Source organism: Micromonospora sp. URMC 107, assembly GCF_051386315.1.
In the GTDB taxonomy this organism is placed as follows: Bacteria; Actinomycetota; Actinomycetes; order Mycobacteriales; family Micromonosporaceae; genus Micromonospora.
Window position 1 is genome coordinate 22,186 of the sequence record NZ_JBPQTK010000006.1, and the last position, 16,188, is coordinate 38,373.

The following is a 16,188-nucleotide window of genomic DNA, read 5'->3' on the forward strand; positions in this document are numbered from 1 at the left end:
CGGGGACACGGACGCCAGACCGGTCCGGACGCCCGGGACGGGACACCGACACCAGCCTCTGCTACCGGAAGGCACGCCGACATGCCCGGGACGATCGCGGTACGGACGATGGCGTCGTTCCTGCCGGAGCGCTCGGTCGCGGTGGCGGAGCTGCCGGAGCTGGCGTACCTGGGGCCGGCCGAGCGGGAACTCTGCGCCGGCCTCGGGATCGACCGGGTCCGTACCGACCCGGAGTTGGACGCGTTCGACCTGGCCGCGGGCGCCGCCGCCCGGGCGCTGGCCGCCGCCGGGCTGGACCCGGTACGGATCGGGGCGCTGGTCGTGGTGGAGTCCCGCGCGCCGGCCACGCTGATGAGCTCCGCCGAGACCCGGCTCCAGGCGCACCTCGGCGCCGACCGGGCGCTGACCTTCTCCGTCGGCGGGCTGGGCTGCGTGTCGATCACGCCGGCGCTGCTGGTGGCGCGCGGCCTGCTGGCCGCCGACCCGGACCTGACCGACGTCCTCGTCGTGCACGGCAGCACGCCGGCCACGCCCCGGCGCTACCGGCACCCGGTCACGGTCAGTGGCGACGGAGGCATGGCCGCGGTCGTCTCGCGGGACGGGCCGCTGCGGGTGCTCGACGTGCTGCAGGAGACCGACGGCCGCTACTGGGACCTGTTCCGGGTGGACTACCGGGACCGCCCGTCGGCCCGCTGGACCGAGCAGTGCCGCGACCCTCGGGAGTACTCCTTCCAGCTGGCGTTGGAGAGCCGCAACCGGCTGCGGGCGATGTACCGGCGCCTGCTGGACCGCAACGGGCTGGGGCCGGCGGACGTCGCCCGGCACGTGAGCCACAACCTCTCCACGGGCGCGTTCCGGTTCGTCGAGGAGACGCTCGGGGTGACGGTCGCCTCGACCTGCCGCGACAACCTGCGCGACCTGGGCCACCTCGGCGCGAACGACGTCCTGCTCAACCTGGCGACGGAGATCGGGACCGGGCGGCTGCGGGGCGGCCAGCGGGCCGTGCTGATCAGCTCCAGCCCGGTGGCCGCCTGGAGCATGGTGCTGGTCGAGTTCGACGGCGACCCCGGTTCGGCCGGCCCGGGATGACTGAGAGGGGAGTTCAGATGGGAGCACCGGAACGGTCCGCGGTGGCGCGGGAGCTGCACGACTTCATCGCCCCGGCGCTGTCCGGACCGATCGGCCCGGACGAGGACTACTTCGCGCTCGGCCTGCTCAACTCGCTGTTCGCCATCGAGCTGGTGGTGTTCGTGGAGCGGCGCTTCGACATCGAGGTCGAGGTCGCCGACCTCGACCTCGACCACTTCCGCACGATCTCGCGGCTGACCGACTTCGTGCTGGCGAAGATCGCCGCCCGGGCCGGGATGCCGGCGTGACCGCCGCGGTCGCTCCGCCAGCCGGGCCGGCGCAGCTCGACGACCTCGGGCACGACCTCGCCACGGCGGCGCGCGGCGAGGCGGCCCGCTGGGACCGGGACGGCGCGCTGCCGGCCGGGGTACGCCGCGCCGCCGCAGCCGCCGGGCTGCTCACCGCCGACCTGCCGGTCGACTACGGCGGCCTCGGCGCCACACCGACGCAGGTCGGTGAGCTGTGCGCCCGGCTCGGCGGCGTGTGCAGCGGCCTGCGCGCGCTGGTCACCGTGCAGGCCATGGTCGCCGCGGCCGTACTGCGCTGGGGCACCGCCGAGCAGCGGGCGCGCTGGCTGCCCGCGTTGGCCCGCGGTGAGCTGCTGGCCGGCTTCGCCGCCACCGAGGCCGGTGCGGGCAGCGACCTGGCGGCCGTCGACACCCGCATCCGCGCCCTCGCCGGCGGCCGACAGCCGACCCTGGAACTGACCGGGGCCAAGCGCTGGGTGACCTTCGGCCAGGTCGCCGACGTGCTGCTGGTGCTCGGGGTGCTGGACGGCCGGCACACCGCCGTACTGGTCGAGACGGACCGGCCCGGCGTGACGCGCCAACCGGTCGGGGGCCAGCTCGGCCTGCGGGCCGCCCAGCTGGCCCACGTCCGGCTCGACGGCGTCCGGGTCCCGGCGACGAACCGCGTCGCACCGCCCGGGTTCGGCCTGTCGCACGTCGTCGCCGCCGCACTGGACCACGGCCGGTTCACGGTCGGCTGGGGCTGCGTGGGGATGGCCGAGGCGTGCCTGCGGGACATGGCCGGGCACGTCCTCACCCGCCGGCAGGGCGACACCCTGCTCGCCGAACACCAGACCGTACGGGCGCTGCTGGGTCGGGCCGCGGTGGACACCGCCGCCGCGCGGGAGCTCGCCGCCCGGGCCGCCCGCTGGCGCGCCGCCGGCGCCCCCGACGCGATCGCCGGCACGGTCGCGGCGAAGTACGCGGCGGCGCGCACCGCCGCCCTGGTCGCCGACGCGGCCGTACAGGTCCTCGGTGCGGCCGGCTGCGACCCGGACAGCCGGGCCGGCCGGTTCTACCGGGACGCCAAGGTCATGGAGATCATCGAGGGCTCCCCCCAGGTGGCCGAGCTGCACATCGCCGACCACCTGCTGCGGCGCGCCCGCGCGACGCAACCGGGAGGGCGGCCGTGACCAGCATCGTGAAGTGCCTGGTCTGGGACCTCGACGACACGCTGTGGGACGGCGTCGTGCTGGAGGGCGACGACCCGGTGCCGTTCCCCGCCGCGGTACGCACGCTGCACGCCCTGGACCGGCGCGGCGTGCTGCACGCCGTGGCCAGCCGGGGCGAGCACGCCGCCGCCACCGCCCACCTGGCCGCGCACGGCCTGCTCGACCTGTTCACCCGGGTCGAGGTGGGGTGGGGCGCCAAGTCCGCCGCGGTCGCCCGGGTCGCCGCCGACCTGGGCATCGGCCTGGACGCCGTCGCGTTCGTCGACAACGACCCGGTGGAGCGCGCCGAGGTGGCCGCCGCGCTGCCGGCCGTGCGCTGCCACCCGGCCGACGCCGTCGCCGGGCTGCCGGCGCTGCCCGAGTTCACCCCGGAGTTCGTCACCGAGGAGTCCCGGCAGCGCCGCCAGCTCTACCGGACCGACGAGCGGCGCCGGGCCGCCGAGGCCACGCATGCCGGGCCGCCCGCGGAGTTCCTGGCCTCGCTCGACCTGGTGCTCCAGGTGCGCCGGGCCGGTCCGGCCGACCTCGCCCGGGCGCACGAGTTGACCGTACGCACCCACCAGCTGAACACCACCGGCGTCACGTTCGGCCTGGCGGAGCTGCACGCGCTGTGCGCGTCGCCGCGGCACGAGGTGCTGGTGGCGCGGCTGCGGGACCGGTTCGGCTCCTACGGAACGGTCGGGCTGGCCGTCACCGAGCTGCGGCCGGCCGCGGCCGTACTGCGGCTGCTGCTGATGTCGTGCCGGGTGCTGTCCCGTGGTGCCGGCGCGGCGCTGCTGGACCACCTCGTGCGCACCGCGCTGGCGGCGGGCCGGCGGCCGGTGGCGGAGTTCGTGCCCACCGCGGTCAACCGGCAGATGCTGGTCACCCTGCGGTTCGCCGGCTTCGCCGTCGAGGACGACGCGGGCGACCGGTGGACGCTCGCGGTCGACCCGGCCCGGCCGCCGGCCGCCCGGACGCACCCGGTGCGGGTGGTGGCGGCATGAGGCAGACCGTCGGAGTGGTCGGCGCCGGCACGATGGGCCTCGGCATCGCCCAGTGCCTGGCCGAGGGCGGATACGACGTGGTCGTGGTCGACCCGGCGGTCGGATCGGCGGGCGCGGTGGCGGCGGCCGTGGCCCGGCTGCGTACGGGGCTGCGCCAGGCCCGGCTGCTGACCCCGCGGCGCGCGGGCGAGCCGGTGGCCCGGGTGGTCGAGCGGATCAGCTGGACCGACCGGGTCGCCGGGCTGGACCGGGCCGGGTACGTGATCGAGTGCGCACCGGAACGCATACCGCTGAAGGAACGGATCTTCGGCGAGCTGGACGCCGTCTGTCCAGCGGCGACGGTGCTCGCGTCGGTCACGTCCGCCATCCCGATCGACCGGCTCGCCGCCAGCACCCGCCGGCCGGACCGGGTGGTCGGGACGCACTTCATGAACCCCGCGCCGCTCAAGGAGAGCGTCGAGGTGGTGCGGGCGCCCCGGACCAGCGCGGACACCCTCCAGCGCACTCTCGACCTGCTCGCCGCGATCGGCAAGACCGGCATCGTGGTCGCCGACGGGCCGGGCTTCGTGATCAACCGCGTGTTGATGCTCACCGTGAACGAGGCCGCCGAGGTGGTCGGTCAGGGCACCGCCGACGCCGCGACCGTCGACCGGGTCTTCCGGGACTGCCTCGGCCACGCGATGGGCCCGCTGCGTACCGCCGACCTGATCGGCCTGGACACCGTCGTCGACACGCTCCTGGTGCTGCTCGAGTGCACCGGCGACCCCCGCTTCCGGCCCGGTCGCACGCTGCGGGAACTGGTCCGGGCGGGCAGGTACGGGCGCAAGACCGGCAGCGGCTTCCACGAGTACCCGCAGCCGGTCGCGACCGCCGCCACCTGACCACCGACGGGATCCGCCGCCGTGGGAGCCCCGGGAACGATCGCCGAGCGACACTCGGAGCCCCGCCACCGCCTTCCACCTCGGCGCCGGGCACCCCCGTGAGCGCGGCTGCCTCAGGTGTTCAGGTCGCGGCGGTTGAACCACACGGTGCCCACGGCCACGAGTGCGAGCGCGACGCCGAGCAGCACCGAGGCGTCGGCCCACTGCATGCCGTTGTCGAGGGGCTCGCCCCCGATGTAGTAGTGGAACGGCGACAGCAGCCTGCCGCTGTCAGCACCGAGTTGCCCGGCGAAGGTGTGCAGCGCGTAGGCGATGACGCCGGTCCCGGCGGTGATCGTGAACACCAGGCCGCGCCTGCCGGTGGCGGCGCCGATACCGATCGCGAGGGCACCGAACACGATGCCCAGCAGTGCCAGGTTGAGGCACTGTGCGGCGAACTCGGTGACGGTGACGTCGGTCAGCTTGGCGCTGCCCCGGATGGCGAGCATGCCGAGGAAGATCGCGAAGGCGATGACCAGCGCGCCAGCGCTGAGCGCGCCGAAACGATGCAGGACGAGCCGTGTCCGACTGACCGGGTGCGCGAGGATCAGGTCCAGGCGCCCGGACTCCTCGTCGCCGGCGATGGCGCGGGCGCCGGTCGCGGCGCCGTAGAACATGGCGATCAGCGGCAGGATGAGCCCGAACACCGACGAGCCGAGGTAGCCCGCGGCGGAGGTCAGGTCGTCGAGGCGGAACGCCTCGCGTAGCGCCTCTGGGTAACCGGCCACTGCTTCGGCCATCTGACCGCCGGAGATCTGCGGGTAGAAGCTGGCGTACGCGATGGCGGCGAGGGTCGCGCCGACCGTCCAGCCGGCGAGGACCCGCCGGTCGTCGCTCAGGGTCTTGGTGAGCACGTTAGGCAGCACGCGGGGCTCCTGCGTAGTAGTGGTGGAAGAGGTCTTCCAGCTGCGGTTCGGTGGCGAGGATCCCGGTCACGGTGTGCTCGCGGGTCGCCGCGCGCAGCAGCGCGTCAGGGCTGCCCTCGAGCTGGCAGCGCAGTACGGTGCCGCGCACGCTGAGCCCGGTCACGCCCGGCACCGTGTCGAACCTGTCCGCGGTCACCGGTCCGGCGAAGTTGATCTCGATGTGGCGGACCGCCTGGCTACGCAGTGCGGCGACCGTGTCGAGTGCGACCAACCGGCCGTCCCGGATGATCGCGACCCGGTCGGCGACCGCCTGGACCTCGGCCATGACGTGGCTCGACATGAACACCGTCTGGCCGTTCGCCGCCGCCTCGGACACCATCCGCAGGAACGTCTGCTGCACCAGCGGGTCCAGCCCGGACGTGGGTTCGTCGAGGATCAGCAGCTCCGGCTCGTGCATGAACGCCTGGACCAGGCCGACCTTCTGCCGGTTTCCTTTCGACAGACTCTTGATCCTCGCGGACAGGTCCAGGTGCAGGCGCTCGGCCAGCGCGTCGATCCGTCCTGCCGGCACACCGGCGCGCAGCCCGGCCAGGAACCGCAGGCACGCGCCGACCGTCTGCCGACCGTCCACGACGAAATCCCCGGCAAGGTAGCCCACCCGGCGGTGCAGTGCGACCGCGTCGGCCCGCGGGTCCAGCCCGAGGACCCGGACGCTCCCGCTCGTCGGACGGATCAGGTCGAGCAGCAGACGAATCGTGGTGGACTTGCCGGCCCCGTTCGGGCCGAGGAAGCCCAGCACCTCACCGGCGCGCACCTGTAGGTCGAGGCCGGCCAGACCGCGCCGGCGGCCGTAGGTCTTGACCAGGCGGTCCAGCACGATCACGTCATCCATGCGTCGACCGTACTGAATTTTCAGAGATCTGTAAACATTCAGAATGTTCTGATGTTGGTTACAGTGTGGTGGTGAGCGATGACCTGACCCGGGCTGCCGAGCGTTTCGCGCTGACCCTGATCCAGTACGGGCTGCAGCGGATGACCGCGCGCGTGATGGCGGCGTTGCTGTTCACCCAGCAGGAGGCACTGACAGCCGGCGAGATCGGCGAACGACTCGGCGTCAGCTCCGGGGCGATGTCCGGCGCGTTGAAGAACCTCATCAGCATGGGGATGATCGAGCGGGTTCCGGCCCCTGGCAGCCGCAGGGAGCACTTCCGGTTCCGCGACGGTGCCTGGGCCACCCTGATGTCCAGCCAGAACGACGCCCTGAACCTGATGACCCGGGCCGCCGACGAGGGCATCGCCACCGCCGGCACCGAGACCCTCGCCGGGCGCCGCCTCGCTGAGATGCGCGACTTCTACAGCTACATGCTCGGCGAGATGCCCGCGCTGATCGAACGCTGGCACGCCACGCGGCGCCCACGCGCTGGCCGCTCCTGAGGCACCGCCGCCGGCACCACCTTCCGGCGGACGCGGGTGATCAGGTCCACCCTCCCGCCCCGCCCCCCCCTCAGGGACGCCGGCGGGCGTTGAGCCGGGCGGCCTGGCGCGTCAGGTGGTCGCGTTCGGCGAGGTTGGGTGCCTTCTGGGCCGCCTCGGCGTACAGCCGTGCCGCCGTCGCCAGGTCACCGTCGCGCTCGTGGAGGTACGCCGCCACCGCCGCGTGGCGGGGCAGTGAGTCGTCCAGTGCCCCGAGCGCCGCCAGGCCGGCGCGCGGCCCGTCGGCCCGGCCGACCGCCACCGCGCGGTTGAGCCGGACGACCGGGCTGTCGGTCAGGCGCGCGAGTTCGTCGTACCACTCGACGATCTGCACCCAGTCGGTCTCCCCGGCGGTGGGCGCGTCGGCGTGCAGTGCCGCGATGGCGGCCTGGGCCTGGAACTCGCCCAGCCGGTCGCGGGCCAGGGCCGCCTGCAGGATCTCGACGCCCTCGGCGATCGACGTGGTGTCCCACCGGCCGCGGTCCTGCTCGGCGAGCGGCACCAGGCTGCCGTCGGGCGCGGTCCGGGCGGCGCGCCGGGCGTGGTGCAGCAGCATGAGGGCGAGCAGCCCCGCCACCTCGGGATGGTCGATCGCGGCCGCGAGCTGCCGGGTGAGCCGGATGGCCTCGGCGGCGAGGTCGACGTCGCCGGAGTAGCCCTCGTTGAAGACCAGGTACAGGACGCGCAGCACCGTCGCGACGTCGCCGGGCTGGTTGAACCGCACGCCGGAGACGGTGCGCTTGGCCCGGCTGATGCGTTGCGCCATGGTCGCCTCGGGCACCAGGTACGCCTGGGCGATCTGGCGGGTGGTCAGCCCGCCGACGGCGCGCAGCGTGAGCGCGACCGCGGACGACGGCGTCAGCGACGGGTGGGCGCACAGGAAGTAGAGCTGGAGCGTGTCGTCCACCTCGGGCGCGGGCCCGGGCGCCGGCTCCTCGTCGACGAGGTCCTCCCGCCGGCGGCGGGCGGCGTCCGCCCGGGTCGCGTCGAGGAAACGCCGCCAGGCCACGGTGACCAGCCAGCCCTTCGCATCCCGCGGCGGGTCGGCCGGCCAGGCCCGGACCGCCTCGACCAGCGCGTCCTGTACGGCGTCCTCGGCCGCCGCGAAGTCGGCTCCGCGGCGGACGAGGATCCCGAGTACGACCGGCGTGAGGCTCCGGAGCAGGGCCTCGTCCATCAGGTCACTCCGTGATGGTGGGCGGCGCGGTCAGGAACGGGCGCAGCTCCAGCCACTCGTGGATCGGCTTCCCGCCCGCCCCGGGGGCGGCCGACAGCTCCCCGGCCAGCTCGACGGCGCGCTCGTAGCTGTCGACGTCGATCACCATCCAGCCGGCGATGAGGTCCTTGGTCTCGGCGAACGGGCCGTCGGTGACCGGCGGGCGACCCTCGCCGTCGTACCGGACGAACGTTCCCTCGGGTGCGAGCGCCTGGCCGTCGACGAACTCGCCGGTCGCCTCGAGCCGGGTCGCGAAGTCGCTCATGTACCGCATGTGCGCCGAGATCTCCTCCGGCGTCCACTGGTCCATCGGCACGTCGTTGACGGCCGCCGGGGCGCCGCGGTAGTGCTTGAGCAGCAGGTACTTGGCCATGGTGTCTCTCCTCGGTGCTGGCGCCGACCATTCTGGTCGCATTCACAGCGGGGACGGAGCCGGTCCCGGGTTCTCGACATCGCCGACGGCCTTCGGTGGGGAAAACTTTCAAGAGCCCTACCCCGCAGGCTGCGCGGCAATACGACAGCCTCGTGACGATTCGCGCCCGGGCGGTGGCGAGCCACGGCGGCGGGTGGACCGGACGTGTGCGGGTGCCGCCGTACGGGTAGGTGCCCCGCCGGGACGACGGGAGCCGGCGGCGCGACGCGGCGATGGTGTCCCGTCTCACCGCGGTCTCGCTCGCCGGGTCGCGGTAGGGGGCGGGTACCGTTGATTGGGTAGAGAAGTACCAAATGTCCGCCATCTCGAGGGGTGACCATGCCCGATCACGCGTCCGGCCGCATCGACCTCGCCCGCCTGCGGGAAAAGCTCGACGGACCGTGGGCCGACGTCCGCAACGCGCACCGGGACCACCTCGACGCGCGCTTCCTCCCGGTGTACGGCGAGACCGGCGACGAGGCACGTGAGCGGATCAGCCGGCTGCTCACCGAACTCCCCGTCGAACTGGGTATCGCGTCGGGCTTCCCCACCGGGTACGGCGGCCGATCCGACGTCGGCGCCTCGATCGTCGCCATCGAGATGCTGGCGCAGGTCGACCTGTCGCTGATGGTCAAGGCGGGCGTGCAGTGGGGCCTGTTCGGCGGCGCGGTCGCGGCCCTCGGCACCCGGCGGCACCACGACGCCTACCTGCGCGACATCGTCTCGGGCGAGATCTTCGGCTGCTTCGCGATGACCGAGACCGGCCACGGCTCCGACGTCCAGCAGCTGCGCACCACCTGCACGTACGATCCGCGGACGCGGACCTTCGACCTGCACACCCCGCACGAGGCCGCCCGCAAGGACTACATCGGCAACGCGGCCCGGGACGGGCGGATGGCGGTGGTCTTCGCGCAGCTGATCGCCGACGGGCGGCGGCACGGCGTACACGCGTGGCTGGTCCCGATCCGCGACGCGCAGGGCGACCCGCTGCCCGGCGTGACCATCGGCGACGCCGGGCCCAAGGCCGGCCTGCTCGGCGTCGACAACGGGCGGCTCAGCTTCGACCACGTGCGGGTGCCGCGGGACATGCTGCTGGACCGCTACGGTCAGGTCGCGGAGGACGGGACGTACTCCAGCCCGATCGAGAACGACTCCCGGCGCTTCTTCACCATGCTCGGCACCCTGGTCCGCGGCCGGGTGAGCGTGGGCGGCGCCGCGGCGGCGGCCACCAAGTCGGCGCTTGCCATCGCGGTGCGCTACGGCGACATCCGTCGCCAGTTCGGCACCCCCGACGCCGACCGGGAGGTGCTGCTCAACGACTACCTGGCCCACCAACGCAAGCTGCTGCCCGCCCTGGCCACCACGTACGCCCTGCACTTCGCCCAGGCCGAGCTGGTCGCCGCGCTCAGTGAGGCACAGGGCGGTGACGGGTCGGTCGACGAGCACCGGCAACGGGAGCTGGAGTCGCGGGCCGCCGGCCTCAAGGCCGCGCAGACCTGGCACGCGACCCGGACCATCCAGATGTGCCGCGAGGCGTGCGGCGGCGCCGGCTACCTCGCCGAGAACCGGCTGCCCAGCCTCAAGGCCGACACCGACGTCTTCACCACCTTCGAGGGCGACAACACGGTGCTGCTCCAGCTGGTGGCCAAGGGGCTGCTCACCGGCTACCGGGACGAGTTCGGCTCGCTGGACGGCTGGGGGCGGGCCTCCTTCGTCGCCGAGCACGTCCGCGAGATGGTGCTCGAGCGCACCGCCGCGCGGTCGCTCATCGAACGGCTGATCAGCACGGTGCCCGGCCGCGACGAGGAGATCGCCGTCACCGACCGCGGCTGGCAGCTCAAGGTCTTCGAGGACCGCGAGAGGCACCTCCTCGACGGCGCGGTCCGCCGCCTGCGCAACGGCGCGGCCACGAAGAAAGACCGCCCCTTCGACATCTTCAACGACGTCCAGGACCACGTCCTCGCCGTCGCCGCCGCGCACATCGACCGGGTCACCCTGGAGGCGTTCGTCGCCGGCATCGAGGACACCGCGGACCCGGCGGTCCAGGCGCTGCTCTCGCGGGTCTGTGACCTGTACGCGCTCAGCGTCATCGAGGCCGACAAGGGATGGTTCCTGGAGCACGGCCGCCTCACGCCGGCCCGCAGCAAGGCGATCACCGGCGTGGTGAACGGTCTCCTCAAGGAGCTGCGCCCGCACATGCGGACGCTCGTGGACGGTTTCGCCATCCCCGACGCCTGGCTGCACTCCGCCATCCTGCGCGAGGAACCCCGCCGGCAGGAGATCATGGCCACCCATGACGCCGCCGGTGATCCGCAGGCGGTCCCGGCGTAGCCAGGACGGTCCGTCTGCGGTGGGCTGTCGACCGAACGGCCCTGTCCCCCACCCGGTGACGACGGAGGGCCGGCGATTCGGCCGGCGGCCGTCGCCCCGCAGTCACCGGCGGTGCGTTGGTACCCGACGAATCCGGTTGGCGACAGCCGATGTCCCTTCACTCGCGTCGACGGATCCCACAGTCTGCATTCGGCAGGTAACCCACCGGATTGGGCAGGTCGAGGGCGATGGCGAAACGTTGGTTGGTCACGGGGTGTTCGAGCGGGCTCGGTCGGGCCCTCGCGGCCCGGCTCGCCGCCGAGGGGGAACAGGTGGTGGCGACGGTCCGACGGCCGGAGACCCTCGACGAGCTGGTGGCCCGGCATCCGGGCAACCTGGTGGCCGCCGCCCTCGACGTCCGGGACCCGGCGCAGTGCGCGGCGGCGGTCGAACGGGCGGTGGACGCCTTCGGCGGCGTCGACGTCCTGGTCAACAACGCCGCCTACGGCCAGTTCGGCACCTTCGAGGAGGTCTCCGACGCGGAACTCGCCGCCCAGTTCGACACCAACGTGTTCGGGCCGTGGCGGCTCACCCGGGCCGTACTGCCGCTGTGGCGGGCGCAGCGCGGCGGGCACGCGATCTTCGTCAGCTCGGTCGCCGGCATGGTTCCCTTCCCCGGGCTGGCCGCGTACACGGCGAGCAAGTTCGCGGTGGAGGGCGCGGCCGAGTCGCTGGCCGCCGAGGCCGGGCACCTCGGGGTGAAGGTCACCATCCTGCAACCGGGCGGCTTCGCCACCGGCTACAGCGCCAACCTGGTCATGCCGGAGCAGCGCATCGCGGACTACACGCCGGTCAGCGACGGCCTGCTCGGCGCGCTGCGCGGCATGAACACCAAGGTCGAGGTGAACTCCCCCGCGCTCTTCGCGGACGTGGTCTGGCGGCTCAGTCAGCTGGAGTCGCCGCCGCTGCGGCTGCCGGTGGGACCGGACTCGGAGACGTTCCTGGAGGCCGCCTACGACGCCCGGCGCAGCGAGTACGACCAGGTCGTCAAGGCGGGTCATCACACCCTCGCGTGACCCGGTGCGACGGTGCGGGCGGCCGTAGGGCGGCCCGGGCCAGGCACAGGGGCGGGGCCGCCGGTGTCCGGCGGCCCCGCTGGTGTGACGTCTCCTCAGACGATCTCCACCCCGTAGACGCTCAGCGCCTCGGTGACCGGCTGGAAGTAGGTGGTCCCGCCGGAGGAACAGTTGCCGCTGCCGCCCGAGGTCAGGCCCAGGGCGGTACTTCCGCTGAAGAGCGCGCCACCGCTGTCGCCCGGCTCGGCGCAGACCGTGGTGCGGATCAACCCGCTGACGCTGCCCTCGGCGTAGTTCACCGTGGCCTCGACCGCCTCGACCGCGCCGCCGTGCAGACCGGTGGTGCTGCCGGAGCGCTGCACCGACTGCCCGACGAAGGCGTCGGCCGCACCGGTGATGTCCCGGGTGGTGCCGTCGTACAGGTGGACGCTGCCGTCGGCGGAGGCCGGGCTGGTGTGGCGCACGATGCCGTAGTCGTCGCCGGGGAAGCTGCCGGTGCCGCCGGTGCCGAGCAGGCTGCTCTGCCCGGAGTCGGCGTACCAGTTGGCGGTGATGTCGGTGCAGTGCCCGGCGGTGAGGAAGTAGTGGGTGTCGCCGCTGCGGACGTTGAAGCCCAGCGAGCAGCGGCCACCACCCTCGGCGTAGATGGCCTCACCGCCGGCGGCCCGGGTGCTGAGCGTGCCGGACTCCCGCTGGATGCGGACGGTGCCGCCGAGCCGCTGCGCGACGGCCTCGACGCGGGCCAGTTTCGCGCCGGTCACCGTGCTGTCGACGGAGACCACGACCTGGTTGGTCGCCGGATCGGTCCACCACGCGGTGCCTGGCACCCGCGCGGCGCCGTCCAGCGTGGCGGTGGCCCGGGCGAGGTCGTCCGCGCCGCGGGCGACGAGCTTCGGGGTCGCGCCGGCCGCGCGGACCTTGCGGGCAGCGGCGTCGTCGGTCACGGTGACGACCATGGCGCCGTCGGCCCCGGCGTACGCCCCACCGGAGCGGTCGCCGAGTGCGGCGGCGAGCGCGGCGGCTTGACCGGGGGAAGCGGGCGTAGCGGGTGCTGCCTGAGCGGGACTGCCGGTCAGCATGCCGACGACCAGCGCGCCGGCCACCGACAGTGCGGTGGCCTGGCGCAGCGGAGACCCGGAGTGTCGCATGTGGTACCTCCATGGAGCTGAGCACGGGCTGCCTTCCGGTAGCCCCGGGCACCCGATCGGTTGGTGCGGCTCACCCGACCGGAGGCGTCGATCTATTCATAGGTCTCGCATTGGTGGCAAGAGTGCTGGTTGGTCTGACTCGGCCGCTTCTCATACCTTGGGCCCGGACAGCCCGACGAGTGGCGCCTGCGGCGATTAATGGCTATTCGTCGAGACGTGGCAGGTCAGCCGGGCCGGCCTGCGGCCCACCGGACGGCTCCGGCCGTCGGACCCGACCGGATGGCGGGACCCGGCCGCAGATCGAAAAAAAGCGCTGCCCCCGATGCCCGCGCGGGTGGCGTGCCTAGCGGCGCGGCGGGGCTCCCACGCTCTGGCGGGCGACCAGGCTCGGCGCGACCGTCTGCCGTAGCGGGCCGGCGACGTGCGACGACTCGATCTGGGCGAGCAGCATGTCCAGGCTCGCCCGGGCGACCGCGGCGAAGTCGGGCCGCACGGTGGTCAGCGGCGGGATGAAGTACGCCGCCTCCGGCACGTCGTCGAAGCCGACCACGCTGATGTCTCCCGGCACCCGTCGGCCGTGCTCGTACAGCGCCCGCAGCACGCCCAGCGCCAGGTGGTCGTTGGCGGTGAAGACCGCCGTGACCTCCGGCATCCGGGCCAGCATCTGCCCGCACCGGTAGCCGGCCGCCGCGGACCAGTCGGCCGGGACCAACGGCGGCACCTCGGCGCCCGCCGTCTGCAGGGCCTCCCGCCACCCTTCGATCCGGCCCGCGCTGTCGAACCAGTCCGGCGGACCGGAGACGTGCCAGACCGTGCGGTGTCCCGCGTCGAGGAGGTGCTGCGTGGCGGCCCGGGCACCGGCGGCCTGGTCGACCGTCACCAGCGGGACCGGCCGGCGCGGGTCACCGTCGACGGTCACCAGGGGCACGTCCTGGGGAAGCCGTTCGAGGGCCTCCCCGGCCGACTCCACCGGCGCGATCACGACGATGCCGGCGACCCGGTGCGCGAGATGCCGCTCCACCGCCGCCGAGATGGACCGGTGGTCCAGGTCGCTCACACTGCCGACGCTGACCGCGAAGCCCGCCTCGGCGGCCGCCTGTTCCAGGGCGGCCAGCAGCGACGCCGGGCCGTAGAGGGTGGTGTTCTGCGCGACCACACCGATCACCTGGGACCGGCCGGTCACCAGTGCCCGGGCGGCCCGGTTGGGCCGGTAGCCAAGCTCGGCGATGGCCGCCTGGACGCGAAGCCGGGTCTGCTCGCGCACGTTGGGGTGCCCGTTGAGGACCCGGGACACCGTCTGGTGGGAGACGCCGGCGAGGCGAGCCACGTCCGTCATCGCGGGACTACGCATTGCCACCTCACCTTCCCCGGCTGCCCGTCGGCGATCGCGCACGTCGACGTCGACGGGAGCGGCCTCGTGGTGCTGAATCCGCCCTCCCATCCGCCACGGCGACGTGTGCCGGGTGACCGAGGTTGGAACGCCGACAGTCTACGCCAGGCGTCCCGTCGTCCGGAGTGCGGCGGAGCCGACCGGGCCGGCCCGGTGTTGCCGGCCGCCGACGAATCGGCGGGGCGCGTTCCCGTTCGCCGCGCGACCGTCCAGCTGCCCCAGAACCGGGGATGGCTGCCGAGGTCACGGTGTCGTCGGGTGCTGACAGGAACCGGAATCCGTCGGGGGCGCGCCGGTCAGAACCCTCGGGCGAGCCGGTAGTAGGCCTGGTTCCACCGGATCTCGTCGGCAAGGCGGCGTGGGTCGGTGTGCTCGTCGATGACGACCAGTTCGGTCCTCGTCATCTCGGCCAGGTCGTGCAGCTCCTCCACGCCCACCGCCTGGGACAGCACGGTGTGGTGCGGGGCACCGGCGGTGATCCAGGCCTCCGCCGAGCCGGGCAGGTGCGGGCGGGGCCGCCACACGGCCCGCGCGACCGGCAGCCGGCGCAGCGGGTGCGGCGGCGCCACCACGTCGACCTCGTTGGCCACCAGGCGGAAGCGCTCCCCCATGTCCGCGAGGCCGAGCACCACCGCCGGTCCGGGGGCGGCGTCGAACACCATCCGGACGGGGTCCTCGCGCCCGCCGATGCTCAACGGGTGGATCTCCACCGTGGGGGTGTCACCGGCGATCGACGGGCACACCTCGAGCATGTGGGCGCCGAGCACCAGCTCCCTGCCGGGCGTCAGGTCGTAGGTGTAGTCCTCCATGAAGGACGTCCCACCCGTGACCCCGACCGCCATCGACTTGAGCGAGTGGACCAGCGCCGAGGTCTTCCAGTCGCCCTCACCGCCGAAGCCGTAGCCGTCGGCCATGAGGCGCTGCACGGCGATGCCCGGAAGCTGGCGCAGGCCGCCCAGGTCCTCGAAGTTCGTGGTGAAGGCCCGGAAGCCGCCGTCGTCCAGAAACGCGCGCAGGCCCAGCTCCAGGCGCGCGGCGTAGCGCAGCGAGAGGTGCCGTGCTCCGCCCGCCCGCAACTGCGGGTCGACCCGGAAGGTGTCGTCGTACTCCTCGACCAGCTCGTCGACCTGCGCGTCGGCCACCTGGTCGACGACCGCGACGAGGTCGTTGACGCCGTAGGTGTTGACCGAGACGCCGAAGCGCAGCTCCGCCTCGACCTTGTCGCCCTCGGTCACGGCCACGTCGCGCATGTTGTCGCCGAAGCGCGCCAGCCGCAGCGAACGCATCGCCGAGTAGCCGAGCGCGGCCCGGGCCCAGGCGCCGATCCGGGCGGTCACCCGGGGGTCGCTGACGTGCCCGGCGACGGTCTTGCGGGCGACGCCGAGCCGGGTCTGGATGAAGCCGAACTCGCGGTCGCCGTGCGCGGCCTGGTTGAGGTTCATGAAGTCCATGTCGATCTCGTCCCAGGGCAGCAGGACGTTGGCCTGGGTGTGCAGGTGCAGCAGCGGCGTCCGCAGAGCGTCCAGACCGGCGATCCACATCTTGGCCGGCGAGAAGGTGTGCATCCAGGCGATCACCCCGACCGCACCCTGCACGGCGGCGTCCCGACACGCCTCGAGGATGTCGACGCCGGAGGTGAGGACCGGCTTCCAGACCACCCGCAGCGGGATCTGCGGCGAGCCGTCGAGCTGCGCGGCGATCTGCCGGGACTGGTCGGCGACCTGCCGGAGGGTGTCCGCGCCGTACAGGCCCTGGCTGCCGGTGAGGAACCAGACCTCGGGTTCAGGATGCGTTGCCATGCCTT

The 16,188-nt window shown here is 73.5% G+C and carries 15 protein-coding genes; 8 read left to right on the forward strand and 7 right to left on the reverse strand.

Annotated features, from left to right (window positions below; genetic code table 11):
* Nucleotides 1–81 precede the first annotated feature (81 nt).
* Genes ACSNN9_RS02360 through ACSNN9_RS02380 form a run of 5 tightly spaced genes read left to right on the forward strand, consistent with a single transcriptional unit; the run spans nt 82 to nt 4,454 of the window.
* A complete protein-coding gene (locus ACSNN9_RS02360) occupies nt 82–1,089 on the forward strand; it encodes a 3-oxoacyl-[acyl-carrier-protein] synthase III C-terminal domain-containing protein (RefSeq protein ID WP_436670963.1) in 1,008 nt (335 codons plus the stop codon).
* A 17-nt stretch (nt 1,090–1,106) separates the two neighbouring features.
* The gene (locus ACSNN9_RS02365) at nt 1,107–1,376 is read left to right on the forward strand and encodes an acyl carrier protein (RefSeq protein ID WP_436670964.1); all 270 of its coding nucleotides are present in this window, start codon (nt 1,107–1,109) and stop codon (nt 1,374–1,376) included.
* Entirely contained in the window at nt 1,373–2,548 is a 1,176-nt protein-coding gene (locus ACSNN9_RS02370; RefSeq protein WP_436670965.1) for an acyl-CoA dehydrogenase family protein, read from the forward strand. The genes ACSNN9_RS02365 and ACSNN9_RS02370 overlap by 4 nt, the downstream gene beginning before the upstream one ends.
* The gene (locus ACSNN9_RS02375) at nt 2,545–3,573 is read left to right on the forward strand and encodes an HAD-IIIC family phosphatase (RefSeq protein ID WP_436670966.1); all 1,029 of its coding nucleotides are present in this window, start codon (nt 2,545–2,547) and stop codon (nt 3,571–3,573) included. Before ACSNN9_RS02370 ends, ACSNN9_RS02375 begins: the two co-directional genes overlap by 4 nt.
* Nucleotides 3,570–4,454 carry a 3-hydroxyacyl-CoA dehydrogenase family protein gene (locus ACSNN9_RS02380; protein ID WP_436670967.1) on the forward strand — a complete coding sequence of 295 codons (885 nt, stop codon included), beginning with the start codon at nt 3,570–3,572 and terminating at the stop codon, nt 4,452–4,454. Before ACSNN9_RS02375 ends, ACSNN9_RS02380 begins: the two co-directional genes overlap by 4 nt.
* Nucleotides 4,455–4,567: 113 nt before the next feature.
* On the opposite strand, the gene ACSNN9_RS02385 is transcribed toward ACSNN9_RS02380, so the two are convergent.
* Both ACSNN9_RS02385 and ACSNN9_RS02390 read right to left on the reverse strand, forming a co-directional pair.
* A complete protein-coding gene (locus ACSNN9_RS02385) occupies nt 4,568–5,359 on the reverse strand; it encodes an ABC transporter permease subunit (protein WP_436670968.1) in 792 nt (263 codons plus the stop codon).
* Nucleotides 5,349–6,251: an ABC transporter ATP-binding protein gene (locus ACSNN9_RS02390; protein WP_436670969.1), complete on the reverse strand. Its 903-nt coding sequence runs from the start codon at nt 6,249–6,251 to the stop codon at nt 5,349–5,351. The genes ACSNN9_RS02385 and ACSNN9_RS02390 overlap by 11 nt, the downstream gene beginning before the upstream one ends.
* 71 nt (nt 6,252–6,322) lie before the next feature.
* Between ACSNN9_RS02390 and ACSNN9_RS02395 the strand changes: the two genes are divergently transcribed.
* The gene (locus ACSNN9_RS02395) at nt 6,323–6,793 is read left to right on the forward strand and encodes a GbsR/MarR family transcriptional regulator (RefSeq protein ID WP_436670970.1); all 471 of its coding nucleotides are present in this window, start codon (nt 6,323–6,325) and stop codon (nt 6,791–6,793) included.
* A 70-nt stretch (nt 6,794–6,863) separates the two neighbouring features.
* Here ACSNN9_RS02395 and ACSNN9_RS02400 read toward each other — a convergent pair whose 3' ends face one another.
* Both ACSNN9_RS02400 and ACSNN9_RS02405 read right to left on the reverse strand, forming a co-directional pair.
* Nucleotides 6,864–8,009, reverse strand: coding sequence for an RNA polymerase sigma factor (locus tag ACSNN9_RS02400; protein WP_436670971.1), 1,146 nt, complete (start codon nt 8,007–8,009; stop codon nt 6,864–6,866).
* Nucleotides 8,010–8,013: 4 nt separating this feature from the next.
* The gene (locus ACSNN9_RS02405) at nt 8,014–8,421 is read right to left on the reverse strand and encodes a YciI family protein (protein ID WP_358081818.1); all 408 of its coding nucleotides are present in this window, start codon (nt 8,419–8,421) and stop codon (nt 8,014–8,016) included.
* Between the two features lie 378 nt (nt 8,422–8,799).
* Here ACSNN9_RS02405 and ACSNN9_RS02410 point away from each other — a divergent pair, with 378 nt between their 5' ends.
* Nucleotides 8,800–10,791: an acyl-CoA dehydrogenase family protein gene (locus ACSNN9_RS02410; protein WP_436670972.1), complete on the forward strand. Its 1,992-nt coding sequence runs from the start codon at nt 8,800–8,802 to the stop codon at nt 10,789–10,791.
* Nucleotides 10,792–11,018: 227 nt separating this feature from the next.
* A complete protein-coding gene (locus ACSNN9_RS02415) occupies nt 11,019–11,846 on the forward strand; it encodes an SDR family oxidoreductase (RefSeq protein WP_436670973.1) in 828 nt (275 codons plus the stop codon).
* A 95-nt stretch (nt 11,847–11,941) separates the two neighbouring features.
* Here ACSNN9_RS02415 and ACSNN9_RS02420 read toward each other — a convergent pair whose 3' ends face one another.
* The 3 genes from ACSNN9_RS02420 to araA form a co-directional block, all read right to left on the reverse strand.
* Nucleotides 11,942–12,994 (reverse strand): S1 family peptidase, encoded by a 1,053-nt coding sequence (locus ACSNN9_RS02420; RefSeq protein WP_436670974.1) that lies wholly within the window; start codon nt 12,992–12,994, stop codon nt 11,942–11,944.
* A 343-nt stretch (nt 12,995–13,337) separates the two neighbouring features.
* Complete coding sequence (locus ACSNN9_RS02425) at nt 13,338–14,345, reverse strand: LacI family DNA-binding transcriptional regulator (protein ID WP_436670975.1); 1,008 nt, start codon at nt 14,343–14,345, stop codon at nt 13,338–13,340.
* A gap of 335 nt (nt 14,346–14,680) precedes the next feature.
* The gene (gene araA / locus ACSNN9_RS02430) at nt 14,681–16,183 is read right to left on the reverse strand and encodes an L-arabinose isomerase (protein WP_436670976.1); all 1,503 of its coding nucleotides are present in this window, start codon (nt 16,181–16,183) and stop codon (nt 14,681–14,683) included.
* Between the last annotated feature and the right edge of the window lie 5 nt (nt 16,184–16,188).